The 23933-nt window shown below is 46.5% G+C and carries 22 protein-coding genes and 2 tRNA genes; 12 read left to right on the top strand and 12 right to left on the bottom strand.

The features are described 5' to 3' along the window. Positions 1 to 225 precede the first annotated feature (225 nt). A complete protein-coding gene (locus MsAg5_RS00985; protein WP_338098743.1) occupies positions 226 to 1071 on the bottom strand; it encodes a TatD family hydrolase in 846 nt (281 codons plus the stop codon). A 228-nt stretch (positions 1072 to 1299) separates the two neighbouring features. Here MsAg5_RS00985 and MsAg5_RS00980 point away from each other — a divergent pair, with 228 nt between their 5' ends. From MsAg5_RS00980 to MsAg5_RS00960, 5 genes are all read left to right on the top strand, one after another. Then, positions 1300 to 1944, top strand: coding sequence for a carbonic anhydrase (locus MsAg5_RS00980; protein ID WP_338098742.1), 645 nt, complete (start codon positions 1300 to 1302; stop codon positions 1942 to 1944). Between the two features lie 149 nt (positions 1945 to 2093). Then, positions 2094 to 2483: a prenylated flavin chaperone LpdD gene (gene lpdD / locus MsAg5_RS00975; RefSeq protein ID WP_338098741.1), complete on the top strand. Its 390-nt coding sequence runs from the start codon at positions 2094 to 2096 to the stop codon at positions 2481 to 2483. 65 nt (positions 2484 to 2548) lie between these two features. Beyond that, entirely contained in the window at positions 2549 to 3145 is a 597-nt protein-coding gene (locus tag MsAg5_RS00970) for a UbiX family flavin prenyltransferase (RefSeq protein WP_338098740.1), read from the top strand. Between the two features lie 62 nt (positions 3146 to 3207). Next, a tRNA-Pro gene (locus MsAg5_RS00965) sits at positions 3208 to 3282 on the top strand. Positions 3283 to 3353: 71 nt separating this feature from the next. After that, positions 3354 to 3431, top strand: a tRNA-Pro gene (locus MsAg5_RS00960). Positions 3432 to 3837: 406 nt separating this feature from the next. Here MsAg5_RS00960 and MsAg5_RS00955 read toward each other — a convergent pair. Beyond that, a complete protein-coding gene (locus MsAg5_RS00955; protein WP_338098739.1) occupies positions 3838 to 4104 on the bottom strand; it encodes a hypothetical protein in 267 nt (88 codons plus the stop codon). A gap of 13 nt (positions 4105 to 4117) precedes the next feature. On the opposite strand from MsAg5_RS00955, the gene MsAg5_RS00950 reads away from it, so the two are divergent. From MsAg5_RS00950 to MsAg5_RS00940, 3 genes are all read left to right on the top strand, one after another. Beyond that, positions 4118 to 4474 (top strand): prefoldin subunit beta, encoded by a 357-nt coding sequence (locus MsAg5_RS00950; protein WP_338098738.1) that lies wholly within the window; start codon positions 4118 to 4120, stop codon positions 4472 to 4474. Positions 4475 to 4488: 14 nt separating this feature from the next. Next, complete coding sequence (locus MsAg5_RS00945) at positions 4489 to 5502, top strand: DHH family phosphoesterase (RefSeq protein WP_338098737.1); 1014 nt, start codon at positions 4489 to 4491, stop codon at positions 5500 to 5502. Between the two features lie 259 nt (positions 5503 to 5761). Continuing rightward, positions 5762 to 5983 (top strand): hypothetical protein, encoded by a 222-nt coding sequence (locus MsAg5_RS00940; protein ID WP_338098736.1) that lies wholly within the window; start codon positions 5762 to 5764, stop codon positions 5981 to 5983. Positions 5984 to 6067: 84 nt separating this feature from the next. Here MsAg5_RS00940 and thsA read toward each other — a convergent pair whose 3' ends face one another. Both thsA and MsAg5_RS00930 read right to left on the bottom strand, forming a co-directional pair. Then, the gene (gene thsA / locus MsAg5_RS00935) at positions 6068 to 7705 is read right to left on the bottom strand and encodes a thermosome subunit alpha (protein WP_338098735.1); all 1638 of its coding nucleotides are present in this window, start codon (positions 7703 to 7705) and stop codon (positions 6068 to 6070) included. A 465-nt stretch (positions 7706 to 8170) separates the two neighbouring features. Continuing rightward, on the bottom strand, positions 8171 to 8971 hold the full coding sequence (locus MsAg5_RS00930; protein ID WP_338098734.1) for an MBL fold metallo-hydrolase: 801 nt from the start codon (positions 8969 to 8971) through the stop codon (positions 8171 to 8173). 174 nt (positions 8972 to 9145) lie between these two features. Between MsAg5_RS00930 and MsAg5_RS00925 the strand changes: the two genes are divergently transcribed. Next, entirely contained in the window at positions 9146 to 9490 is a 345-nt protein-coding gene (locus MsAg5_RS00925) for a winged helix-turn-helix transcriptional regulator (protein ID WP_338098733.1), read from the top strand. Between the two features lie 15 nt (positions 9491 to 9505). Here the strand turns inward: MsAg5_RS00925 and MsAg5_RS00920 are convergent, their stop codons facing one another. Next, positions 9506 to 10837 (bottom strand): hemolysin family protein, encoded by a 1332-nt coding sequence (locus tag MsAg5_RS00920; RefSeq protein ID WP_338098732.1) that lies wholly within the window; start codon positions 10835 to 10837, stop codon positions 9506 to 9508. A gap of 379 nt (positions 10838 to 11216) precedes the next feature. Between MsAg5_RS00920 and MsAg5_RS00915 the strand changes: the two genes are divergently transcribed. Beyond that, positions 11217 to 11606 (top strand): hypothetical protein, encoded by a 390-nt coding sequence (locus tag MsAg5_RS00915; protein ID WP_338098731.1) that lies wholly within the window; start codon positions 11217 to 11219, stop codon positions 11604 to 11606. Between the two features lie 524 nt (positions 11607 to 12130). Here the strand turns inward: MsAg5_RS00915 and MsAg5_RS00910 are convergent. From MsAg5_RS00910 to hemA, 7 genes are all read right to left on the bottom strand, one after another. After that, positions 12131 to 12940 (bottom strand): dihydroorotate dehydrogenase electron transfer subunit, encoded by an 810-nt coding sequence (locus tag MsAg5_RS00910; RefSeq protein ID WP_338098730.1) that lies wholly within the window; start codon positions 12938 to 12940, stop codon positions 12131 to 12133. After that, positions 12937 to 13905: a dihydroorotate dehydrogenase gene (locus tag MsAg5_RS00905; RefSeq protein WP_338098729.1), complete on the bottom strand. Its 969-nt coding sequence runs from the start codon at positions 13903 to 13905 to the stop codon at positions 12937 to 12939. The genes MsAg5_RS00910 and MsAg5_RS00905 overlap by 4 nt, the downstream gene beginning before the upstream one ends. A 72-nt stretch (positions 13906 to 13977) precedes the next feature. Next, complete coding sequence (gene hemC, locus MsAg5_RS00900) at positions 13978 to 14922, bottom strand: hydroxymethylbilane synthase (RefSeq protein ID WP_338098728.1); 945 nt, start codon at positions 14920 to 14922, stop codon at positions 13978 to 13980. A 49-nt stretch (positions 14923 to 14971) separates the two neighbouring features. Further along, entirely contained in the window at positions 14972 to 16273 is a 1302-nt protein-coding gene (hemL, locus tag MsAg5_RS00895; protein ID WP_338098727.1) for a glutamate-1-semialdehyde 2,1-aminomutase, read from the bottom strand. An 88-nt stretch (positions 16274 to 16361) separates the two neighbouring features. Next, positions 16362 to 17348 (bottom strand): porphobilinogen synthase, encoded by a 987-nt coding sequence (gene hemB / locus MsAg5_RS00890; protein WP_338098726.1) that lies wholly within the window; start codon positions 17346 to 17348, stop codon positions 16362 to 16364. 240 nt (positions 17349 to 17588) lie between these two features. After that, on the bottom strand, positions 17589 to 17987 hold the full coding sequence (locus MsAg5_RS00885) for a hypothetical protein (RefSeq protein ID WP_338098725.1): 399 nt from the start codon (positions 17985 to 17987) through the stop codon (positions 17589 to 17591). A gap of 262 nt (positions 17988 to 18249) precedes the next feature. Then, entirely contained in the window at positions 18250 to 19539 is a 1290-nt protein-coding gene (gene hemA, locus MsAg5_RS00880) for a glutamyl-tRNA reductase (RefSeq protein ID WP_338098724.1), read from the bottom strand. A 468-nt stretch (positions 19540 to 20007) separates the two neighbouring features. On the opposite strand from hemA, the gene hisF reads away from it, so the two are divergent. Both hisF and MsAg5_RS00870 read left to right on the top strand, forming a co-directional pair. After that, positions 20008 to 20826, top strand: coding sequence for an imidazole glycerol phosphate synthase subunit HisF (gene hisF / locus MsAg5_RS00875; protein WP_338098799.1), 819 nt, complete (start codon positions 20008 to 20010; stop codon positions 20824 to 20826). Positions 20827 to 21051: 225 nt separating this feature from the next. Continuing rightward, positions 21052 to 23832 (top strand): U32 family peptidase, encoded by a 2781-nt coding sequence (locus tag MsAg5_RS00870; RefSeq protein WP_338098723.1) that lies wholly within the window; start codon positions 21052 to 21054, stop codon positions 23830 to 23832. Positions 23833 to 23933: the final 101 nt, after the last annotated feature.

The raw sequence follows: 23933 nt of genomic DNA, 5'->3' as shown, positions 1-23933 counted from the left end.
AAAACGGATCAGGAAAAACCTGTATTGTTGGAAACAATTGCTGCAAAATCGGATCAGGAAAAGACTGTATTGCTGCGACCGGAAGGAGCCGTTCGCGAAGCGAACTTCGCCAATTCGGGATCCCACCGCCCTTGAAAAATTCCTAGCGAAGCGACGGAATTTTTGGAAAAACCTGTATTGTTAGAAAAGCAGATACAAACTGTAAATCAAAAACAACGCCCATCTTTATTCAATGTCCACATCGTAAATCCGGCCCGGGTTTTCTTGATGAATTTTCCAAAACGGCTCTTCGCCATAAATTTCAATCAATTTTTTGGTTTTCCGCGGCACGGTTTTTGGTCCGAGAACAAAACCCGGACGTTGCGGATCATCCACATAATCTGTTTCCATCAAAAACCGGGATCCTTGTTCCAATGCCGTTTCAATGGAATCTTTACCGGACGTCACGCTCGGAAAAATACCGACTTTTTCCGCCTCGGCGACGAGCGGCGTTGCATGATGGTTGACAACCTTTTCCGTTGAAAGGCCAGAAGCTTTGGCAAGGGCCGCAATGCTTGCCAAACTGTCTGCCGTCATGTCTTCAACATGAAGCTGAACGGCACATTTGAGGTCTTTTGCTAATTCAAAAGCGTGGCACATCACAATGTTGGACGCGTCCCAAATCTCATCGGAAACCGGATAATGCGGGCGCCCGCTTTTAATGGCAACCGCTTTGCCTTCCGAAACATACCGGGCGGCAATGTCAAAACCGCCGCACATGACGTCAACGGCGTTTTTGACGCCGATTTCTTCCGACAAGTGCATGATTTCAACCGGATGAATACCGAGAACCGGAAACGCGACGACGCCGGTTTCTTTTTGTATCGTTTCAGCCGTTTGAATGGTTTCTTCAAAAACAGAAATGTAATCGTTTTTTTCTTTGACGGAAACGCCCAAATACCAACTCGGCAGCGTCACCAAAAACATGTGCGTTCCGCCGGCGTTTTTGAACTCGGAAACAGCGGCCAGTCCTTTTCCACGGACGAGGTCAATGTGAATGTGGTTGTCAGTAATCGGAAGTGAAGATTTCATAATGGTCGAAGGGGGTTTGTCTTTTTAAATTTTGTCTTTTTCTTTGGTCTTTCTGTTTTTCGTATCATCCGTTCATTTTTTCGTTTTTGACGGGCACGTGCGCGCGCGTTACAGCAACACCTTTTCATTCGATTTTTCAAAAATGGAACTGACTTTTTGATTTTCTTTGACAGCTATTTTTATTTTACCGGAGTTATATATATAGGACTTAGCCGTTAGAGGGGGACGATGAAAGATTTAAACACATTAGTCCGCGGTTTTCGCCGCTTTCACCGCCGTTTTTTTGAATCGGACGACCTTTTGTATGAAAAATTATGTCTCCGGCAAACGCCGAAAGTTTTGGTGGTCGGCTGCTCGGATTCCCGCGTCGACCCGGCCATTTTGACGGATTGCAAACCGGGAGACCTTTTTGTGGTTCGCGTCGTCGGAAATTTGATTCCGCCGTATGAGCCCGACACCAAATTCCACGGCGTCAGCTCGTCGATTGAATATGCGGTCCGCTTCTTGAATGTGGAACATATCATTATTCTCGGGCACTCTTCCTGCAGCGGCATTAATTTGCTGATGACAGAAAACGATGAGCAGGAAGTTGAAAGCGAATTTATCAACAGCTGGATGGACATCGCGCTGCCGGCCAAGGAAATCGTTCAAAAAGAAATGGTTGGAAAGCCGTTTGAGATTCAATGCAAGGTGTGCGAGCAGGCGGCGATGATTCTGTCGCTTGAAAATTTGATGACTTTTCCGTGGATTGCACAGCGGGTGGACAACGATAAGCTTTCCCTGCACGCCTGGTATTTTGAACTGGAAACGGGCGACATTCACAATTACGATACGGAAACCTGTGAATTTGAAATTTTGAAAACGACGAGATAATCAATGAAATAATGGAAAGGATAAAATTTTGAATAAAACATTGAACAAAATATTGAGGACGGAATTTCAAGTCCGAACATCAAATTTTTATCCTAATATTTCGTTTATATAATTCATTCAACAAATTATATAAAAATCCAGGTGATTTCATGAAAATTATAAAAACCATCGGCCGAATTACATTGGTCCTTGAAAAAAGGTATGTGGGCGATGATACACTTATTTTGCTGACCGGCGGCGAAGAACATATCGGAGCGGTGGCTCTCGGTTATTATGACGATGAAACGAACATCGCCAATTCATCCGTCATCAGCGCGCCCGGACACCGGGAAGAACAAATCGCCTTGGACGGCGCCCGCGTCATCAGTAAGGAAACAAAAAAGACGACGCTGTTTGCCGCCGGCATTCATTTGAAAAACATCACCTTGGAAGAGATTTCGGATATCGAAAAAACGTGTACAAGCATGGTGAACGAATACATCAAATGCATTCGGGACGAAATCAAATTGAATTCAATGAACTCAAAGCACACGCATTAAATGTGTTGAGCAGATTGAATGGATTGTTCGAATCTTATTTTTTAAATTGACAACAGGAAGATAAAATGGAAATCGTCATCGGAATCAGCGGGGCGTCCGGCGCCGGCTATGGTATTCGTTTGCTTGAGATTATCGGCCGGATGAATCAGGCGGCGGAAAAGACCGGCCAAGAACAAATCAAGATTCACTTGGTGATGACGAAAGCCGCCGAAGAAATCATCCGCCTTGAAACCGGCCGCGATCCGGCCGACATCAAAAAATTGGCGGACTATGTTCACGATGAAAACAATTTTACCGCGCCGATTGCCAGCGGTTCTTACAAAACGGCCGGCATGATCATTGCGCCGTGCAGCATGAAAACGCTTGGTCAAATCGCCAACGGCATTGCCGACAATTTGATGGCGCGCGCCGCCGACGTTTGTTTGAAAGACGAACGCAAACTCATTCTCATGACGCGGGAAACGCCGCTCAATCTGATTCATTTGGAAAACATGGTGCGGGCCAAAAAAGCCGGTGCCACCATCATGCCGGCGTCACCCGGATTTTACGGAAAGCCGCAAACCATTGACGATTTGTACGACATCATGACCGGACGGGCTTTGGATTTGCTCGGCGTCGATAATGATGTCTACAAAAGATGGAAGCAAACCGCCGAACCGTAACAAAAACGACCTTGCGGTCGAAATCTTTATAAATTATAACGTGTTCTTATGGCTACTCGCTCGGGGTAGTAGGGTAGCCTGGTCCATCCTTGAACGTTTGGGACGTTTAGACCGCGGTTCAAATCCGCGTTACCCCATCGAAAGGATAAGACAAAAGACGAGCGAATTAAATAATTTTTAAAAAACCCTTTCATTAAATAAATCAGTTGGGATAGTAGGGTAGCCTGATCCATCCTCGGACGTTCGGGACGTTCGGACCGCGGTTTAAATCCGCGCTATCCCACCATATTTTTCAAAATAACTTGAACACGTGTGCGTCTTTAATTTCTATTTTTCAGTTTTGAACTGCACCTGCTGTTGTTAGTTTTGAGCTACATCTGCTGTTGTTAGTTTTGAGCTGTACCTGCTGTTATTAGTTTTGAGCTGCATCCTCAGTTGTTAGTTTTGAGCTGTACCTGCTGTTATTAGTTTTGAGTTGCATCTTCTGTTGACTGTTTTGAGTTGTATCTGCCATCCGATTTCCAGAAATCTGCGGAAACCCGATCAATCAGACGCAGTACGCGTCTGATTGATCGGGGTGGCTTTCTCGGGAACAGAAAATAACATGACAGACTCAAACAAAAAAACAGTCCAAAATTGAACACACATGTTTGTTGAAAATAAAAATGATGGAATGGATTTTGATTTTCACCTCAAAATGTGTCGCCATAACGCGCGCGTGGCATCCTCAAAAAAAGAAAAAGAATAGCGACCAAAGGGAGCCGTTCGCGAAGCGAACCAGCAGATTCAGCCTCCCACCGCCCTTGAAAAATTCCTAGCGAAGCGACGGAATTTTTGCCATAGCGCGCGCGTGGTGCCGCCGCTCCCAAAAACATCAAAATTCCGACACGGTTAAAAAAACAATTTTTCTGTTTTTGAGTAGAAACATTAAAATCTTTCAGTGCGCTTCTAGTTGTCAAGGTGAAACCTATTATGAGTTCTGAAATATCTCCGCAAGTGCAAAATCAAGTGGCACAAATTCAGCAAGTTCAACAGCAAGCGCAAACGCTCGCGATGCAAAAATCCCAAACCGACGTCATGATCAAAGAAACCGAAATGGCGATCGAGGAATTAAACAAGGCCGCTGACGACGCTGTCGTTTACAAGTCCGTCGGCGAACTGATGGTGAAATCCGACAAAAAAACACTTTTGGACGATTTGACCGAGAAAAAAGAAACGCTGTCGCTCCGGATTCAATCCATCGAACGCCAGGAAGAACGTTTGAACTCCCGGTTTAAACAGCTACAGGAACAGCTCCAAAGCATGATCGAATCACCGGACTCGAACTAAATCGCGTGAAATCTATGAGGGTTACAGACACTGAATTCTTGGGTCGCCTTTTAGATTATCGAAACATCCTTTACGTTTGCCACAGAAACGCCGACCCCGACGCCATCGGCAGCGCTTTTACGCTCGCTGAAGCCGTCGGCGGAACCGTCGGCATCGTCGACGACTGCAACCGCGTCGCCAGCAACTTGGTCGAAAAATTAGACATCCCCGTCGTCATGTGCCCGGACCCGAAAGATTACGATCTGACGGTCGTTCTGGACACATCCACACGCGGACAGCTCAATGACATGAAGTTTGAAAACTATTGTCTCATCGACCATCACGCGACGACCGCGCTTCTCGACGACGCCAAATTCTTCATCCACGAAGAATCGACGTCCACCGTTGAAATCATCTTCCGGATGCTCAACCGCGCCGGCATTCCGATTTCGGAAAAAATGGGACTCGCCATGATTACCGGAATCATTACCGACACCGGGCATCTGAAACACGCCAACGCCGATACGTTCAAAACGCTCTCGGACATCATGATCCAAAGCAACGTCGACTACTTTGACGCGCTGGAGCTCATGGCCGCAACGCCGCAAGACGTTTCCATTCGAATCGCCATGCTCAAAGCTGCCATGCGCTGCAAATTGGAGCGCGTCGACGAGCGCCTCATCGCAACGACTTACGTCAGCTCCTACGGCGGCGCCGCCGCGTCCATGCTGACCAACATCGGAGCAGACGTGGCCTTTGTCGGCTCCGTCAAAGACGATAACAGCGTGCGTGTGAGCGGACGGGCGAAGCGGGACATGATTGCGTCCGGCGTCAACCTCGGAAAAATGATGGAAGAAATCGGTGAGAAATACAACGGAACCGGAGGCGGACACAGCGGCGCAGCCGGCATCGACGCCGAATGTTCCTTGGAAGAAATCATGGCTTACTGTACAGGTTGTGTCAAAAAGGTAATCGAAAACACGACGGGAACGTCATGCGCATGTCAAACCATCGCCATGAACGATCCCGACGAGATCGAAGAATCATAAGAAACCGGCGAAAGCCAATCAAGAGAAGAATTTCGTTTCAATTCAACGCCGTTGGATTGAAATTTCTTTTTCATTTTTTTGCATATTATATTTTTCTTTTTTGAGTTTTATTTTTGCGGGTGGCATGCGCGCGCGTTATGACGACACATTTTCTTGACTTTTTATAACTGATGGGCTCCTTTTTTTATTTTTATCAAGCAAAACCACCCCGCTTAAACAGACGCTTTGCGTCTGTTTAAGCGGATACAGCCTCGGAAAGATGCAATCAGCAGCAACACGTGCAAAACTGAGCGAAGCTATACCTGTATTGTTAGAATCCATAGGTGCAATATCGGAACAAGTAACAACTGTATTGTTGGAACCAAAAGGTGCAAGCTGCAAATTAATAAAACAGTTAACTGTAGGTGCAGACCGAAATTTAAAAACAGAAAACAGTAGATACAAGTTGAAACTGAAAACAGTAGATACAAATCGAAACTGAAAAACAGATAAAAAAAGATGGAGAAAAAGAAATGAACAAAATGTTCATTTGCTTTTCAGAGATTTTTGATTTTGTAATTTGACATTACATCATCGGCGGCATGCCGCCCATTCCGCCGGCACCCGGCGGCATCGGCGCTGCTTTTGCGGAAGCGATGACATCGTCGATTCTGAGAATCATGATGGTGGCTTCGGTGGCCGCATTGATGGCTTGCGTTTTAATTCTGAGCGGTTCGACGACGTTGTTTTTGAACATGTCTTCCACTTTTCCGGCGTAAACATTGAGACCGGCATTCTTGTTGCCTTTCTCGTGCTCGGCTTTCATTTCAGCGAGCATGTTGATCGGGTCAAGACCGGCGTTTTCGGCTAAGGTTTGCGGAATCACTTCAAGGGCTTCGGCGAACTTGGAAACAGCGAGCTGCTCTCTGCCGGAAAGCGTTGCCGCATATTCTTGAAGGCGCAAGGACACTTCAATTTCCGGAGAGCCGCCGCCAACGACGACTTTTTGGTCTTCGATGGCCACACCGACGACGCGGATTGCGTCTTCGACGGCGCGGTCGAGCGCGTCAACGACGTGGTCGGTTCCGCCGCGCAGGAATATGGAAACGCTTTTGGTGCCCGGGCATTCGGTGACGTAAATCATCTTGGAGCCGGAGGTTTCGCGTTCTTCCACAAGGCCGCAGGCGCCGAGGTCGGATTTGGTGATTTCGTCAATCGTCATGACGACTTTGGCGTTGGTGGCTTCGGACAAGCGGTCCATGTCGCTTTTCTTAATTCTGCGGGCGGCCAAGATGCCGGCTTTCGCGAGGTAATATTGAGCGAGGTCGTCGATTCCTTTTTGGGAGAAAACGACATTGGCGCCGGAGTCAATGACTTTTTTAATCATTTCTTTGAGCATCGCTTCTTCTTGTTCGATGAAGCCGAGCATTTGGTCCGGCGAGGTGATCTTAATTTCGGATTTGGCTTCCGTCTTCTTGTATTCGATGGCGGCGCTGAGAAGGAGAACTTTGGCGTTTTCGATCCGGTCCGGCATGTTCGGGTGGACACGTTCTTTGTCAATGATGACGCCGTCGATCAATTCGGAATCGCCGATGCTGCCGCCGGCGCGCTTTTCGACTTTGATTTTGTCGGTGTCGGCCACTGTTTTGCCGTTGGCGTCTTTCTTCACGATCGCGCGAACCGCGTTGACGGTGAGGTCGGATAATTTGTCTTTGTGGGATTCCGCACCTTTTCCGGTGATGGCGGTGGCGGCAATTTTGGTCAAAGTGTCGACGTCGTCAACGGAAACGTCAATCGCGATGGATTTAACGATTTCCTGGGCTTTGGCGGACGCCATTCTGTAGCCGGCGGAAATGATGGTCGGGTGGATGCCTTCATCCAAAAGCGCTTCGGCGTTGGCGAGAAGTTCGCCGGCCAAAACGGCGGCGGTGGTGGTGCCGTCTCCGACTTCGGCGTCTTGGGTTTTTGAGATTTCGACGATCATTTTGGCCGCCGGGTGCTCAATGTCCATTTCTCTTAAAATGGCCGCGCCGTCGTTGGTGATAATGACGTCGCCCATGGAGTCGACGAGCATTTTGTCCATGCCTTTCGGACCGAGCGTAGTGCGGACAGCTTCCGCAACCGCTTTTGCGGCCATAATGTTGTTGTTTTGAGCGTCAGAACCGCGGGTTCTTTTGCTGCCTTCGCTTAAAATGAAAATCGGTTGTCCCATTTGTCCGGACATAATTAAAATCCTCCTTAATATTTGTATAATTTTGTTTTATAGAATAAGAATAAACAAAATGATCAGAAAGATGACAAAACAAAGATTCAAAACAAGTTGACCCTGCTTTAAATTCTTTGTCGATCGTTGTTGAAAACGAATTTAAGTGGTGATTAAGATGAATCTGTTGTATGTATGATTCAGGTAAATTAATGTCAGAACTTCTATATAAAAGTTCCCGGCAGACGATTGATTAAAAAAGAGATGAGAAGACATAAAAGTAAACGGAAAATAACCATTTATAAATGAAAAGCAACCCTGAAAAACCGAAAAAATAAATAAAACAACTAAAACAAAAAATTGCCCTCGGGTTTTTGGGGAAAAAGAAAAAGTGCTGCCGTAACGCGCGCGCATACCGTCCGCCAAAAAAGCAAACAGTAAAAAATGATAAAAAAAGAAGCGAAATCAAAAGATTTCGCCTGAATTTTAATTCGGGAAAAAGAATCCGGCCGTCATGTCCAGATAGTTTTCACCGGCATATTCCGGATACTTCTTCTGAACCGCCGCTTTAAATTCTTCAGCCGATTCGTATTTTGACGCCGTTTCCTTGAGATCTTCCAAATATTTGACTTTCGTTTCAACATCTTTCAAGTCTTCCGGCGTATAATGCGACGTCAAAATCAAATCGAAGCCGGCTTTTTTGAATCCGTTCAATTGACCGATCAGAGCGTCCGCGTGTCCGGCGCCGCCCACAATCGAATGACAGTCATGGCCGAGCATGTGCGTGTAAACGGCGTTGATTTCCGGAAGTTCAATGTCAAATCCTTCCGGCGTTGGAATAATATTCACTTGGATCCCGGCAATTGTTGCCGGACCATCTTTTAAATAATGGGTCACAGCCGGAATTGACGGATCAAAAATAGGACCAAACGCGCCGGCAAAATTGTCAATCAACGCTTTTCCGCCGCCGGTATGACCATATTCGTCCGCGTTCTTCGTTGCGTAAACCGGAACGTTCGGCAGGAAAGTGGCGCCGGCCATGTGGTAAGAAAGAAGTTTTCCTTCAACCTGAACATTCAATGTGTTGATGTAGTCCGCCAGCTCTTTGATGTTGTCAAAGAAACACGGGCTTTCAACAACGATCATTTTGCCGCTTTTTTCGATCAGAAAAACTTCGTCGGTGATGAAGTCGTTTGTTTTGTAAGCATGAAGCTTAACGTTGCCGAAATCGTAAATGTTCATTGCGCCTTTGCCGAGGTTAATGGATTTAAAATCATTCTTTTTCATGAGGATCACTTGTTTTAATTTTTCAATATTTCAATACTTCAATTTTAACTTCGAAATGCAAGGATTGATATATTTTTACCTGCAATATCCTAATAGAACTATAACATTTAAAAAGAAAGCAGAAACATATTTGTTATATAGGAACGTTTTAGAAACTATTGGAGATGACCATCGATGTTAACAAAAAAAGAATTGACGCCCTGCCCGGTCGCCACAACGGTGGATTTAATCGGAAACAAGTGGAAGCTATTGATTTTAAGAGATTTGCTGTCCGGAACCAAACGGTTTGGCGAACTTCGAAAAGGTGTGGACGGCATCAGCCAAAAAGTGCTGACGGACAATTTGAGATCCTTAGAAGAAGACGGACTCATCACACGAACCGTTTATGCGGAAGTGCCGCCCCGCGTGGAATATGAACTGACCGAACTTGGCGGTTCACTTCAGCCGATTATGAAAATGATGGAAGAATGGGGAAATTTTTACAAAGAAAGTATGAAAATAGAAGCCGGTGAATGCTGAAAATAAATTTCAGCATCACGATTGTTGCCCGTTTTTGCCGTTTTCGCCTTTTTCACTTTTTTCTTCTTTTTCGCCTTTTTTATTCATTTCTTCCGGATTCAATTTTTGAATAATCAGTTTGGTCACCCGCTGGTCGCTGACTTCCAGAATGGTCACCTGCAGATTTTTGTAATCGAACGTTTCGCCGACTTCGGGAATTCGTTCAAATACGCCGAGCGTCCAGCCGCCGGCCGTGTTGTAATCACTTTCGAAATCCCGCTCGTCCATCTCAAGATAATCCAGCAAATCATAAATGTTGCAGTTGCCGTTGACTTCATAGATGTCTTTTTCAATCTCGACGATATCGTTGATGATTTCATCCGTTTCGTCCCAAATCTCGCCGACCAGTTCTTCCAAGACGTCTTCCATTGTGACAATGCCACTCGTTCCGCCGTAATCGTCGACGATTACCGCGAAATGCGATTTGGAATGGCGGAAATCATTGAGAAGCGGTTCCAATTTCATCGTTTTGTAGACGAATTTGCACGGTTTCGCTAAGCTGCGCAGGTCAATCGGCTTTCCTTGCGCGACATCCACCAAAACGTCCCGAATATGAACGACGCCGATGATGGTATCGATGCTGTTTTCGTAAACCGGCATTCTGGAAAAACCTTCGTCGATGATCTGTTTGAGAATTTCTTCTTGACTGTCATTGACGTCAAGCGCCGCCACATCGACGCGCGGCACCATAATTTCCTGAACCGTCGTGTCGTCAAAGTCCATCGCGGATTGAATCAGTTCGCTTTCCAGTTCGCCGATCACACCTTCTTCCTCAATGGATTCGATGATGTATTTGAGTTCTTCTTCGGTCACAGTCGGCTGCTTTTCGTCCTTATTTCGAGACCGTCCGACCACGGCCGCCATTTTGGCAAAAACGAAAACCAACGGCGACAGGAGGATCGAAATCAATTCCATCGGTCGGATAAAAATCATGACCAAACGGTCGGCGTTGGCTTTGGCGAAGCTTTTCGGCAAGATTTCACCAAAAGTCAGCACGAGAAGCGTCATGACAACGGTTGAAACGGCTGCGGCGGTTTCCGCCGGAAACAGCTGTCCGAAAATAATCGTCGCCACCGATGCGGCGCCGATGTTAACGATGTTGTTGCCGATGAGAACGGTCGAAATGAATTTGTCGTAATTGCCGACGAGTTTTAAAACGCGTTTGGCTTTTTCGTTGCCTTCTTCAGCCATCGTTTTAATACGGATTTTGTGAATGGACGAAAAAGCCGTTTCGGCCGCCGAGAAAAAGGCGGAAAGAATTAACAAAATGACAAGCAACAAATACCATAAACTGCCGGAAACATCCACGACTTTTCACACTCTGAAAATTAAAAACAACTTTTTAAATCAAACCGCTTTAAAATCAAACCACTTTAAAATCAAAACGCCCTTTGACTCGAAACACTCTTTGAATCAAAACGTTCTTTGAATCAAAAACGGAAGATAGAGAACAAAATTTGATCAAAATGAAATTGATTTTGGATTGATTGGAATAAGATTTTGACTAATTATAATAAGAATAATTTTATTTTTTAAACGATTTCAAATATCGTTTTATATGTCTTTTACATATTTACTTTTCTGTTTTACTTTCCGTCAAACATTTGAAGAATCGCTCGTTTGCTCGACCGGTTTGATTTGTTTAATTTGTTTGACTTATTTAATTTGGAAAACGGGGAAAATAAAAATGGTCGAATTCACGCTCATCAATCTTTACATCGGCATCGGCATTTTCGCATACATCGCGATTTTGTACTTAACTTACCGCGACATGCGGATTTTCCGGCGCACCGGCTATTTTTCCTACCGCAAAGGCGCATTCAAAGGAATCATCGCGTCCACGCTTGTGTTGCTGGGCACGTTCTTAATTCCGGGCTTTAACGAAATCATCGGATTGGCGCTCATTTTTGTCGGACTGATGATCAATCAAAAAGGAAAACGCGAGCAAGTTTTCACAAACGCGAGCGCTTTGGACCGCTTCCTCGGAAAAACAGATCTTGTCAGAACGCCCGAACAAATCAGAGATGATTATTTAAAACAGCAAGAAGAAGCTGAAAAGAAGAAAAAGAAAAGATAATCCCAAGAGATTATTTTTATTTTCTCATTTTCAGATTTCATCTGTTTTTTAGAATTCAGTTTGCATCTGCAGTTTTCTATTTTTAAATTTCAATTTGTACCTACAGTTCACTATTTTTGGATTCCGATGCACCTACAGTTCACTATTTTTAAATTTCAGTTTGCACCTACAGTTGACTGTTTTTAGATTTCAGTTTGTACCTGCAGTTCACTATTTTTAAATTTCAGTTTGCACCTACAGTTGACTGTTTTTAGATTTCAGTTTGTATCAGCTGTTTCTGACAATACAGTTGTTTCTTGGTCCGATTTGCATCTGCTGTTGCTATTTCCCAATCCTTCTCATCGGATTCCGATTAAACAGACGCGAAACGCGTCTGTTTAATCGGGATGTTTTGCATGGGATTTTTAATAAGCCAGACCTTAATTTTTAAAAACGTGAAACAAAAAAGTGTCGCTATAACGCGCTCGCATGCTGCCCGCTCAAAAAAAGAAAAAAAGAAATTGAAAATAAAAACGGAAAAAAGATCAATATTTAATCCGTTTTCCGGAAGCGTCCCGATGGTATTTTCCGAATTCCGAGTTCAACAAAACCGTTCCCGGGAAAACCGGACCGTCTTTGCAAACGCGAACGCCGGTTTCGTCGATGCAGCACGCGCCGCAAACGCCGATGCCGCACTTGAAATAACGCTCCATCGAAAATTCAGACTTTTCGACCGCATTTTTCTGAATCAAGATGTCCATCACGAATTTCATCATGATTTCCGGGCCGCAGACGTAAATTTTGGAAAACTTGCCCAAATCTTGTTCCGACAAAACGGTCGTCACAAACCCTTTGCGTCCCAACGAGCCATCGTCGGTCGTCAGCAAAACGTTGCCGGCGTCTTTGAACCGTTTCTCAAAAATCAAATCGTCCGCGCTGCGCGCGCCCAAAATGATTGTGACTTTGGCGCCGGCCTCGTTTGCTTTTTCAGCAAGCGGTGCCAACGGCGCCGCGCCGATGCCGCCGGCGACGATTAAAATTTTGTCGCCCTTTTTGGGGATCGAAAAGCCGTTTCCGAACGGACCGCGCAAACCGACCGAATCGCCTTCTTTGAGCGAAAAGAGTGTTTTGGTTGCGTCGCCGACCACTTGAAACGTCACGCCGTTTTTGAAAGAGCAACCGAGCGGAATTTCATCCGTGCCGCGAATCCAAACCATGCCGAACTGTCCCGGCGCCGCGTTTTCAAATTCCGCGTCAAAGAGAAGCGTCCGCTTTTGATTTTTGGCTTCATCGATGATTTTGATGATCTTGGCGTTTTTCGGCAAACCGCCGAACGAAAAACAGGAATTTGTCATTTTTTCCCTCCGCAGCCGCAGGAATTATTTTTTGAAGAATTGACGGCGTCCGCCGGTTTTTTGGTGTGGCTGAGCCCGACGAGTTCGGACATGGACCAGCCGTTTTCTTTCATAAACCGTTCGGCGCCGGACCAAACGTCACGGAAGACAAAATCGTTGTCATAAACCGCCGACCCGATTTGAACCGCCGACGCGCCGGCCATCATCATTTCAATCATATCTTCCCAAGAAGAAATGCCGCCGACGCCGATCACCGGAATGTCGAGAACGTCGTATAAATCATAAACGCATTTGACGGCAACCGGTTTAACCGCCGGACCCGACAAACCGCCCGAACGGTTCCCGAGAACCGGCCAGCCGGAATAAATATCAATCGCCATGGCACGCACCGTGTTTATCGCCACAACGGCGTCAGCACCGCCGGCTTGTGCCGCCAGCCCGATGTCTTTAATATTTGCCACATTTGGCGTCAGCTTGACCCAAACCGGAATATCCACAACGTCCTTCACGGCCGCCGTGATTTCTTCCACGTGGCACGGTTGGCTGCCGATGTCCGCGCCGTAACCTTTGGCGTGCGGGCAGCTCAAATTCAATTCAAACGCGTCCGGTTTGGCCGGCATCAGTCCCTGCGCCACCGCGACGAAATCCTTGACATCGCCGCCGAAAATGCTGGCAACGACCGGCGCGCCGGCTGCGTTATTTTTGTTGTTTTTAACAAAATCGATTTCCTGACGGAACTCTTCAAAAGACGGATTCGGAAGACCCATCGCATTGATAAAACCGTTTTTCAGCTGAACCATGGACGGATTCGGATGTCCGAAAACCGGCACCGGACCGATGGATTTTGTCACGACGCCGCCGGCGCCGTTTCGAATTTGGCGCGCCATCGACGCGCCGGTCGTTCCCAAAATGCCGGCCGCCAGAAGCGCCGGATTCGGAAGAGAAATGCCCGCAATTTGATACATAAATTATCCCGCTTGAATCATCAATGAATCATAAAATCAATCAAAAAAATAAATAAAAAATAAAAACAAAAATCATTGGCTCTTCTTGTCTTTCAATTCCTGAATATAACAAATCGCCTCTTCCGCCAACATTTTGCCGCCGGAATCCGCCAAATCCTTGCCGAGTTTTTCGGCCTCAATTTTCCAATTGTCCGCCGAGATTTTCTCATCGACTTTGATGCTTTTCGTGCCGTCACAGGAAAGAACTTCCGCACGCACTCGAATTTTTTTACCGTTCGGCTCAAACTTCGCGTAAGATCCAATCGGCGTCGTACAGCCGCCTTCCAAATCTTTCACAACAAGGCGTTCGATTTGCGTTTCAATTTGAGACGGGAGATGATTCAACAGAGCCACCGCCTCCACCGCCGGCGTTCCGGCGAGAGCGACGATCGCCACCGTTCCCTGATTCGGAGACGGACAGAACTCATCAATCGGCAAACGGACGCGCACAATGTCGTCCCAGCCCATTCTTTCAAGACCGGCTTCCGCCAAAATAATCCCGTCGTACTGTCCTTCATTTAATTTCCGGAGCCGGGTGTCGATATTTCCGCGCAGTTCTTCAATTTGAAGATCCGGGCGGTAGCGGAGCAGCTGCGCGCGGCGGCGCATGGAACTGGTTCCGATGACAGCGTTTTTCGGAAGTTCGTCAATGGAAAGCCCGTCTTTGGTGAGCAACACGTCGTACGGCGAATCGCGGACCAAAACCGCCGCCGTAACCAATTCCGGCGGACGGACCGTCGGCAGATCTTTCATGGAGTGAACCGCAATTTCAATGCCTTCCGCAATCATGGCGTCGTCGAGTTCCCGAACGAAGGCGCCGACGCCGGTTGAAACCTGGTAAAGCGGGCGGTCCGTGAAACGGTCGCCGTCCGTTTTAATGATTTGTTCCGTTGTCGAAAAACCTTTTTCTTTCAGCAGGCCGGCCACCTTCCGGGTTTGAACCAAAGCCAAATTGCTGCCGCGTGTTCCGATAATCATGATGAAATTCCTTTTTTGAATCAATTAATTAATCAATGAATTGTAATACTTATTTTGCTTTCGGCAAATTTTTCTCAACAGCCGCAAACGTTTTTTCATAATCCTCATCCGTGTGCGCCATGGAAATAAAATTCGTTTCAAATTGAGACGGCGGCAAAAAAACGCCGTCGTTGAGCATGCCTTCAAAAAACTTCATGTACGACGCCGAATCGCATTTGAGAACGTCCTGATAGTTTGCCGGTTTTTGTCCGAAGAAAATCACAAACAGAGAAGCGAGGCCGCCGACGTAATAATCCAATTTTTTGTCCGCAACAATGTCGGACAAAGATTTTCGGAACGCGTCGCCTTTTTTGTTGAGCGCCGCCCAAATGTTGTTTTGTTTCATGTAATCCAGCGTGGCAATTCCCGCCGCCATGGAACACGGACTGCCGCTGAACGTTCCGGCCTGATAAACGGGACCGTTGGGGGAAATCAATTCCAGGATTTCCTTGCGTCCGCCGAAAACGCCGACCGGCATGCCGCCGCCGGCAATTTTTCCGAGCGTCGTCAAGTCGGGTTTGATATTGTAATATTCCTGAGCGCCGCCCGCCGCCAAACGGAAACCGGTGATGACTTCATCGAAAATCAACAAACAATCGTTTTCAGCCGTCAGCTTGCGCAGTTCCTGCAAATAACCGTCATTGGGCAAAACCGGACCGATGTTTCCGAGAACCGGTTCAATAATGACCGCCGCCATATCATTTTTATTTTTCTCAATAACGTCGGCCATTGCTTCAATGTCGTTGTACGCCACTTGAAGCGTATTTTTGGTCACGTCCGCCGGAATTCCCGGCGAGTTCGGCTCGCCATGTGTGGTGGCGCCAGAGCCGGCTTTCACGAGAACCGCGTCGTGAGCGCCATGAAAACCACCTTCGATTTTGATAATTTTATTCTTTTTCGTAAACCCGCGCGCCAAGCGAATCGCGCTCATGGTCGCTTCCGAACCAGACGACACGAAACGCATCATTTCAACGGACGGGAAGAAATTGTTGACGCGTTTTGCCAACTCGACTTCAAGATCCGTCGGCGTTCCGTAAAGCCAGCCTTTGTCCAGCTGCGCTGTAATCGCCTGTTTAATCACCGGGTGGTTGTGTCCGAGAATCGCAGGACCGTACGCCATACAATAGTCAATGAATTCATTGCCGTCCGCATCGTAAATTTTGGAGCCGTCGGCCGACGCCGTATAAAACGGAAACGGTTTGATCGCGCGCACCGGACTGCTGACGCCGCCAGGAATGATTTTCTTGGCGGCTTCGTACAGCTTTTCCGATTGGGCGTGATTCGTCTGAAATCCTTTTTCTTCTTTGACCATTGAAATTCCCCGCTGAATAAAAAAAATAAATGAATTAAAATGAATAAATACAAAATATCAACATCAATACCAAAACAACATCAAATGATTATTTTTTGGCTAAAATTTCAGCCATTTCCTTGGCGTAATATGTAATAATCATGTTGGCACCGGCCCTTTTCATGGAAAGCATCGCTTCATAAAAGCATTTTTCCTCGTCCAGCCAGCCGTTTTGAGCCGCCGCTTTGATCATCGAATACTCGCCGCTCACCTGGTAAATCGCCAGCGGCATCTTAAATTCTTGTTTGATGCGGTAAACGATATCCAAATACGGCATACCCGGTTTCACCATCAGCATGTCGGCGCCTTCCAGAACGTCGAGCTGCGTTTCCCGAACGGCTTCATCGCCGTTGGCCGGATCCATTTGATAAGAAGCACGGTCGCCGAAACAAAATCCGGAATCGGCAGCGTCGCGGAACGGTCCGTAAAAGACGGACGCGTATTTGGAAGAATAAGACATAATCGGCGTGTTTTCAAATCCGTTGTCATCCAGCGCCGACCGGATCGCCGCAATCATGCCGTCCATCATGCCGGACGGCGCAATGATGTCCGCCCCCGCTTTGGCGTGGCTGACCGCAATTTTGCCGAGAATCGGCAGCGTTTCATCGTTGATGACGTCATGCGTTTTCATATCCACAATGCCGCAGTGACCGTGATCGGTGTATTCGCACATGCAGACGTCGGTGACGACCAAAAGTTTGTCGCCGAACGCCGCTTTGATTTGGCGGACCGATTCTTGGACGACGTCGGAATCGCCGTAAGAATGCGTGCCTGCAGCGTCCTTCGCTTTCGGAATGCCGAACACCAAAACAGCCGGGATTTTCAAATCAACCGCTTCACGCGCCGCTTCCGCCGCCATGTGGAGCGGCCAGCGGAAAACGCCGGGCATAGAGGCGACCGGGATTTTTTCGGAAGCATTTTCGTCCACGAAGAACGGATAAATTAAATCCGAAGTGGATAACGTGTTTTCCCGAACCATCTCTTTGATCAGGTTTCCGGATCTGAGCCGCCGCATTCTGTTCACTGGGAAGGACATTTGAATCTCCTGAGAATATGATTTTGAATAAAATGACTTTTGAATAAAATAATATTTGAAATAATAAGTCAACTGAGGAGTTATAAAAAGAACTGAACAGATATTAAATGAACGAAACAAAAAACAAAGCAAAACAAAAAATTAAAAATAAAAAATAAATAATAAAATATGAGAAAATAATGAATCAAATGAATGAATCAATAAAAAATCAAATGAAAGAATCGTTTCTGAAAGATTCAATCACTGATTTTCAAGGGCGAAATAGTTAAACATGCCTTTGACGCCTTTTTTCAATATTTTTTCAAGATCGGCGCTGCTTTGAAGAACGCGGACGTTGATCTTATCGAATTCTTCCGGCGACATTTCCGGGTGAAGACAGAAATCGCGGTGCACGTTTAAAGCTTCATAAATGTCATTGGATTCTTCGACGTACACTTTGGAATAATCGTTCAGCTCGTCCATCGCTTTGGAGAAGCTTTTGCCGTCCAAATCCAGCGGGTTATGATAGAGCTTAATTTGGCAAACCGGATCGTCGTCCTGAATGGTCAGGATTGAAATGCCGTAATCGTCGTCGTCGCGTAATGAAATAATGACTAAGTCCATCTGTTCGTTAATAACATCTTTTAATTTTTCTTCCATGACACATCCCCAATATTGAAATTATAAATAGTTTTTGATTTTCACCGGATTTTTGAATTCGACCCGGCTGATTGGTTGTATGTTTGGTAATGAAGCGGATTGATAATGATTGTTGACACATGTCGGATTGCTGACACGTATCGGATTGCTGACACGTATCGGATTGCTGACGCCTGTTGCGTTGACAGAATTGAACGCACAGAAATCAATCCGCCGGATAAATTGTGATGAGAATCACTTTTTTAGGTGATTTCATTTTCTATTATTTATTTTTTTCTTCACACGAACAGTCATTCGACTTGATGCTGTCCGTTTGGATGTTAAACACTTTGGCCACGGCTTCAAGCAGCTCGTCGTTGTCTTGCTCGGCAGCGTTTCGGAGGATTTTGGTCGGCTCCGCCAAAATTTGATTGGCAATCGCGTGCGTTAAATTTTCCAAAATATTTTCCTCGAATTCCCCGATCGTGTGCTTGACGCGGAATTTGTTGACGGCTTTTCCTTTTTCCTCTTCACGGATACCGTAAACGTTTTTGTAAAGCTCGGCCACGATGTAGTCCGCTTTCTGGCGCTTGAATTGTTTGTTCAGCAGAATGAGTTCTTCATTGATGATGTCAACAACTTTTTTCGCTTCCTCGTTTCTCATTTTGAGCGTTTTTTCGCTGATGACGCGCAAATTATCGATGTTGCAAAGCGTGACGCCGTCAAGGTCGTTGACGGATTCTTCAATGTCGCGCGGATTGGCGATGTCGACCATGAAAAGCGGTTTTCCGTTGCGCTTGGGCAGGCTTTTTTCCACCGTCGCTTTGGTAAGAACATAGTGCGGCGCGCCAGTGGCGCTGATGAGAACGTCGGCTTTTTCCAAATGGGAAACAATCGAATCAAACTGAATCGCCTTGCCGCCGAGTTCATACGCTAAGTCCTGCGCTTTCTTGTACGTGCGGTTGGAAATGTAAATCGCGTCCAAATTTTTGTCCGCGAGCGCGCGCGCGACCAAGATACCGATTTCACCGACGCCGATCACCATGATGGATTTGCCTTCCAAACCGCCGAGGCAGTCTTCCGCCAATTCAACCGCGGCAGAACCGATGGAAACGGATCCTTTATTGATCCGCGTTTCCGTCCGCGCGCGTTTGCCGACTTGAATCGCTTTCGTAAAAGCGGTGTCGAGAACGCGTCCGATTGTTTTTTGTTTGACCGCGAGCGTGTACGCGTCTTTGATTTGCCCTAAAATTTGATCTTCGCCGACGATCATGGACTCCAGGCCGCACGACAGCCGGAGAAGATGTTCCAAGGATTCGTCGTGGTCATAAAAATCGACGATGCGCGTCTCAACGCCCATCTCTTTGGAAAAATTGAATAAAACGCTGCTGCCCCGCTCGGAAACAACATAGATTTCCGCCCGGTTGCACGTTTTTAAAATGACGCACTCGTAAACGAATTCCTTTTCGTAAAGTTTTTGAAGCATCTCTTCAGCGCTGAGCGGCCACGCACATTCCATTTCGGCCACGGTTGCTTTTTTGTGAGAGATGACCATGCTTGATATTTCATTCATAAAATAACGACCGGTTTTTAAGCTCGGCCGCCGTCCACCCGGCGCCCGATTGAAATAAACGAAACATATTGAAAGTTGTAAGTCGTGAAAGTGACGTAAAATGATCGTGAAAGTTGTGAAATTTGTAAAGTCAGTGAAAGTAACGAATAGTCGTATTACTTTCATCATATAAATGTAATACCCACTGAACACCAAATTTTTTTCAAATAAAATAAATTTGACTTTTTTGAAAAAAATGCATTTCAAAAAATCAAGATGAATGTTAATTATTTCCCGAATAAATGTGAAAAATGAATAAAAATCTTATGTTTCAAACCTTGGAAAAAGGTTTAAAATACGATATCGGCAAAAAATAATTCCGGCTCATATTTTCTTTTGCGAATTATGAACAAAATTTTGAATATCACGATTGAGCGTGAAACATTTCATCAAAAAAGTATATAAACTACAACCATTTAAATGAAAATTATGTCAAAGGAAAAGCGCGTTATTCCCTGTCTTGACCTTCTTCTGGATGAAAAAGGCGGTAGAGTTGTAAAAGGCATCGAATTCGAAGAACTTATAGACGCCGGTGACCCGGTGGCATTTGCAAAAAAGTATGAAGCGCAAGGCGCAGACGCCTTGGTCTTTTTAGACATCACCGCATCCGTTCAGGGAAGAGAAACGCTTCTCGACGTGATTGAGCGGGCGTCCAAAGAGATTTCAATCCCGTTCACCATCGGCGGCGGCATTTCAACCATGGACCACATCCAAAGAATGCTGGACGCGGGCGCCTCAAAAGTGTCCATCAACACCGCCGGCGTCAAAGATCCCGATTTTGTCGCGAAAGCCGTCGAAAAATACGGCTCCGAGAAAATCGTCATTGCGATTGACTGTAAGAGAAATCCGGACATTTCGGTTGCGGGCGTCCATATTTTTGAAGAAGACGGCGAAAAATTCTGGTACGAAGTTGTCATCATGGGCGGCAACGAGGGCACCGGCATGGATGTCGTTGACTGGGCTCAAGAAGTCGAAAACCTCGGCGTCTGCGAGATTTTGCTCACCAGCAAAGACCGCGACGGCACCCAAGACGGTTACGACCTCCCGGCCACCCGCGCGGTTGCCGAAGCGGTTTCCATCCCGGTGATTGCGTCCGGCGGCGTCGGCACAATCGACCACATGGTGGAAGGCATTTTGGAAGGCGACGCGGATGCTGTTCTCGCGGCCAGCATTTTCCACTTCGATAAATACACCGTGAGCGATGTGAAAGAAGAATTGAAAAAGCACGGCATTCCGGTTTGCGAATAACCGGGCCTATTTTTCTTTTATTTTTTCATTCCTCCTCATCTATTTTTCCTCCTTTTTTTGAAAATTTAAGATCAGACCCCCGATTTTTTCAAATTCGTCCAAAATGACCGCCATAACGCGCGCGCGGACGGCGGCGGCTAAAAGGATGCCACTTTTAGGCTTACCATTTTATGCAATCAATTCTTTTTAAGCAGAAATAGAAAGAAGGAAAATTGTGATTTTAAAATGACGACGTTAAAAAATGAGAAAAAGCCGGAACTTTTGGCGCCGGCCGGAACATTATTGTCTTTAGTCGCCGGCGTTGAAAACGGCGCTGACGCGGTTTACATGGGCGCCGCCAAGTTCAACGCGCGCGCTTACGCCGGAAACTTTTCGGAAGAGGAATTGGAAATCGGCATTGCTTTGACGCACGCCTTCGGAAAAAAAATATTCATCACTTTGAATACGCTTTTTAAGGATGACGAACTCGGCGACGTGGTCACTCTTTTTGACGAATTGTACCGGATGGGCGTCGACGCTGTCATTATTCAAGACGTCGGCTTCTTAAATTTGCTTCAAAACCGTCAAACAGGCGCCGGCTTCTCCCCGATTCAGATTCATGCCAGCACTCAAATGACGGTTCATAACTCTTATCATGCTCAATTCTTAAAAGAAAAAGGCGTCTGCAGAATTGTTCCGGCCCGCGAAAACACCATTCCGGAATTGAAAGCCTTGAAAGAAACGGGCGTCGAAATTGAAACATTCATTCACGGAGCGCTTTGCATTTGCTATTCCGGACAATGTTTATTCAGCGGCGTTGTGGGCGGACGAAGCGGAAACCGCGGACAATGCGCACAGCCCTGCCGGAAGAAATATACACTGACCGTTGACGGGAAACCCGTTCAAACCGACGGGAAATACTTAATCAGTCCCCGCGACTTGAACGCGTCGGATGATTTGTTCCGGCTGATGGATGCCGGTGTTGATTCTTTTAAAATCGAAGGCCGGATGAAAAAACCGGAATATGTAGCCGGCGTTGTTTCCGTTTACCGGAAATTAATCGACCGGTACGCTGCGGCAAACAACGGCAAAAGCGAAAAAGTGAGATCCGTTGGTCCGACGACTGAAGAAAAAGAAATTCTCAAAAAGCTGTTCAACCGCGATTTTACGTCCGGTTATTTTGTCAAAAATCCGAAAAACGAATTGATGAGCCGTAAATTGCCGTACAACAAAGGCATCATGGTCGGAAAAATCACGGACGTCGACCCCGGCCGCGGCCAAATCAGCGTTCATTTGACGGCTTCGTTGTCGTCGCAGGACGGCATTTCCATCGGCGACATCAGTAAAGAAACGGATGGCGTCGAAGACCCGCGGCAAGGTTTTGTCGTGAAAAAAATGTACGTGTCCCGAAAAATGGTGAACGAGGCGACTTCGGGAGAAACGGCGAATATTTTGGCGCCTGTTCTTTTTGAAGATGAAAACGGCAAATACCTGCCGAAAATCGGCGACGCCGTTTACAAAACGCTGGACTTTAACCTGCGGCGCGAAATTCAAAAAACGCTTCCTGAAATGCCGGAAGAAGACGTCCGAAAGCATATCGGAAACATGGATCTGAAAAACAAAACAGGCGCTCAAAAAGCCGAAGCGATTGCCGAATTGATTGAGATGTTGGCGCCGGCGGTTCCGGTTCAGATTCCGGTCCGTTTGAAATGTTTTGTTTGTTCCGGTTTTTTGCTGGAAGTAACCGCCATGGACGAAGACGGAAACGAAGTGAAAATCGAATCGGATTACATGGTTCAGCCGGCCATTAAAAATCCGTTTTCCAAAGAGTCCGCCGTCGACATGCTGTCCAAACTCGGCAATACGATCTACGACGTTTTATCGGCCGACGCGGACGTGATTGACGATTGTTTTGTTCCGGTCGGCGTCTTTAAAGAAACACGCAACCGGGCGTTAAGAGCCTTGGCGGCGGCGCGGATTCAAAGCGCGCAACCGAAAACGGACAATCCGATACTTGTTATTCCGACAAATGCAGAGTTGCCGCTTCAAAATGAAAAGAAAAGCCCGCTTGCCCTTTGTGTTTGCGCTTACACGAAAGAGGATGTGTTGTCCGCTCTTTCGGCCGGCGCCGACCGCGTTTATGTCGGCGGCGACATTTTCGCCGACCCGTTCACCAAAAAGGAATGCGGCGTCACCATTTCCGATTTAAAAGAAATGATTTCCGGCTCCGATATTGACCCGACCGATTTGGAAAAATTGTGGTGGAAAACGCCGTTTGTGACCAAAGAAAGCGATTTCGATGAATTCCGGCAAACACTTTCAGAATTGTCCGACCTCGGTATTTCAGGAGTTTTGGCGTCGAACCCGGGCGTTTATTATTTTGTTCAAACAAGATTCAACGGCAAATTCAGAGTGGCCGCCGACGCCGCGTTTAATATATTTAATTCGGAAACCGCCGATCTGTTTTTGGGAGGCGGCGCCGAGTTTGTCACGCTGTCGCCCGAGCTTTCCATTCGCGATATTTCCGTTTTGTCGGACCGTCTTTTTGAGAAAAGAAGAATACCGGGCGGATTGGAATGCGCGGTTCACGGACGGCAGCGGCTGATGACAACTGAACATCCGCTTTTGGAAACACTGGCGGACGGCAAAATCAAAGAAACGGCGAGAACTCAAAACAAATCGGATTCAATTTTCCGTTATGCGCTGAAAGACGCAAAGGACTTTGTGTTTCCGGTGCTGACCGATTCCAAAGGCAGAAGCATTATTTTTAATTCCAAAGAACTCAACGCGTATGATTTGCTGCCGAAATTGAAAAATGCCGGCGTCTCATCATTCAGAATTGACGGGCTCGGACACACGGCAAGCGAACTCGCCGATTTGACGGCGCGCTACAAAAAAGAATTGGAACGGCTTCAAACCGGCGGACAAAAAGAAATCGGAACCGACAATGAAACCGAATCCGAGAAAGAAGAATCGACAGACGGCTCTGACTTTACGAGAGGAAATTTCATGCGCGGCGTTTATTGATTTTTCAATAAATCGGAAATCAGATCGGAAAAAAGAATGACAGAAGAATCCGATTTTATCGGATTCTTCTAAAATCAATATTTAGAGATTAAGTTCTGAAA

Origin of the sequence: Methanolapillus africanus (genome assembly GCF_032714475.1) — an archaeon.
Classification (GTDB): Archaea; Halobacteriota; Methanosarcinia; order Methanosarcinales; family Methanosarcinaceae; genus Methanolapillus; species Methanolapillus africanus.
This window is presented reverse-complemented; position numbering and strand designations above follow the sequence as displayed.

Coding starts and splice junctions, on each gene's coding strand:
- MsAg5_RS00985 (WP_338098743.1), bottom strand. CDS start 1,071: ATGAAATCTTCACTTCCGATTACTGACAACCACATTCACATTGACCTC.
- MsAg5_RS00980 (WP_338098742.1), top strand. CDS start 1,300: ATGAAAGATTTAAACACATTAGTCCGCGGTTTTCGCCGCTTTCACCGC.
- lpdD (WP_338098741.1), top strand. CDS start 2,094: ATGAAAATTATAAAAACCATCGGCCGAATTACATTGGTCCTTGAAAAA.
- MsAg5_RS00970 (WP_338098740.1), top strand. CDS start 2,549: ATGGAAATCGTCATCGGAATCAGCGGGGCGTCCGGCGCCGGCTATGGT.
- MsAg5_RS00950 (WP_338098738.1), top strand. CDS start 4,118: ATGAGTTCTGAAATATCTCCGCAAGTGCAAAATCAAGTGGCACAAATT.
- MsAg5_RS00945 (WP_338098737.1), top strand. CDS start 4,489: ATGAGGGTTACAGACACTGAATTCTTGGGTCGCCTTTTAGATTATCGA.
- MsAg5_RS00940 (WP_338098736.1), top strand. CDS start 5,762: ATGCAATCAGCAGCAACACGTGCAAAACTGAGCGAAGCTATACCTGTA.
- thsA (WP_338098735.1), bottom strand. CDS start 7,705: ATGTCCGGACAAATGGGACAACCGATTTTCATTTTAAGCGAAGGCAGC.
- MsAg5_RS00930 (WP_338098734.1), bottom strand. CDS start 8,971: ATGAAAAAGAATGATTTTAAATCCATTAACCTCGGCAAAGGCGCAATG.
- MsAg5_RS00925 (WP_338098733.1), top strand. CDS start 9,146: ATGTTAACAAAAAAAGAATTGACGCCCTGCCCGGTCGCCACAACGGTG.
- MsAg5_RS00915 (WP_338098731.1), top strand. CDS start 11,217: ATGGTCGAATTCACGCTCATCAATCTTTACATCGGCATCGGCATTTTC.
- MsAg5_RS00910 (WP_338098730.1), bottom strand. CDS start 12,940: ATGACAAATTCCTGTTTTTCGTTCGGCGGTTTGCCGAAAAACGCCAAG.
- MsAg5_RS00905 (WP_338098729.1), bottom strand. CDS start 13,905: ATGTATCAAATTGCGGGCATTTCTCTTCCGAATCCGGCGCTTCTGGCG.
- hemC (WP_338098728.1), bottom strand. CDS start 14,922: ATGATTATCGGAACACGCGGCAGCAATTTGGCTTTGGTTCAAACCCGG.
- hemL (WP_338098727.1), bottom strand. CDS start 16,273: ATGGTCAAAGAAGAAAAAGGATTTCAGACGAATCACGCCCAATCGGAA.
- hemB (WP_338098726.1), bottom strand. CDS start 17,348: ATGTCCTTCCCAGTGAACAGAATGCGGCGGCTCAGATCCGGAAACCTG.
- MsAg5_RS00885 (WP_338098725.1), bottom strand. CDS start 17,987: ATGGAAGAAAAATTAAAAGATGTTATTAACGAACAGATGGACTTAGTC.
- hemA (WP_338098724.1), bottom strand. CDS start 19,539: ATGAATGAAATATCAAGCATGGTCATCTCTCACAAAAAAGCAACCGTG.
- hisF (WP_338098799.1), top strand. CDS start 20,008: ATGTCAAAGGAAAAGCGCGTTATTCCCTGTCTTGACCTTCTTCTGGAT.
- MsAg5_RS00870 (WP_338098723.1), top strand. CDS start 21,052: ATGACGACGTTAAAAAATGAGAAAAAGCCGGAACTTTTGGCGCCGGCC.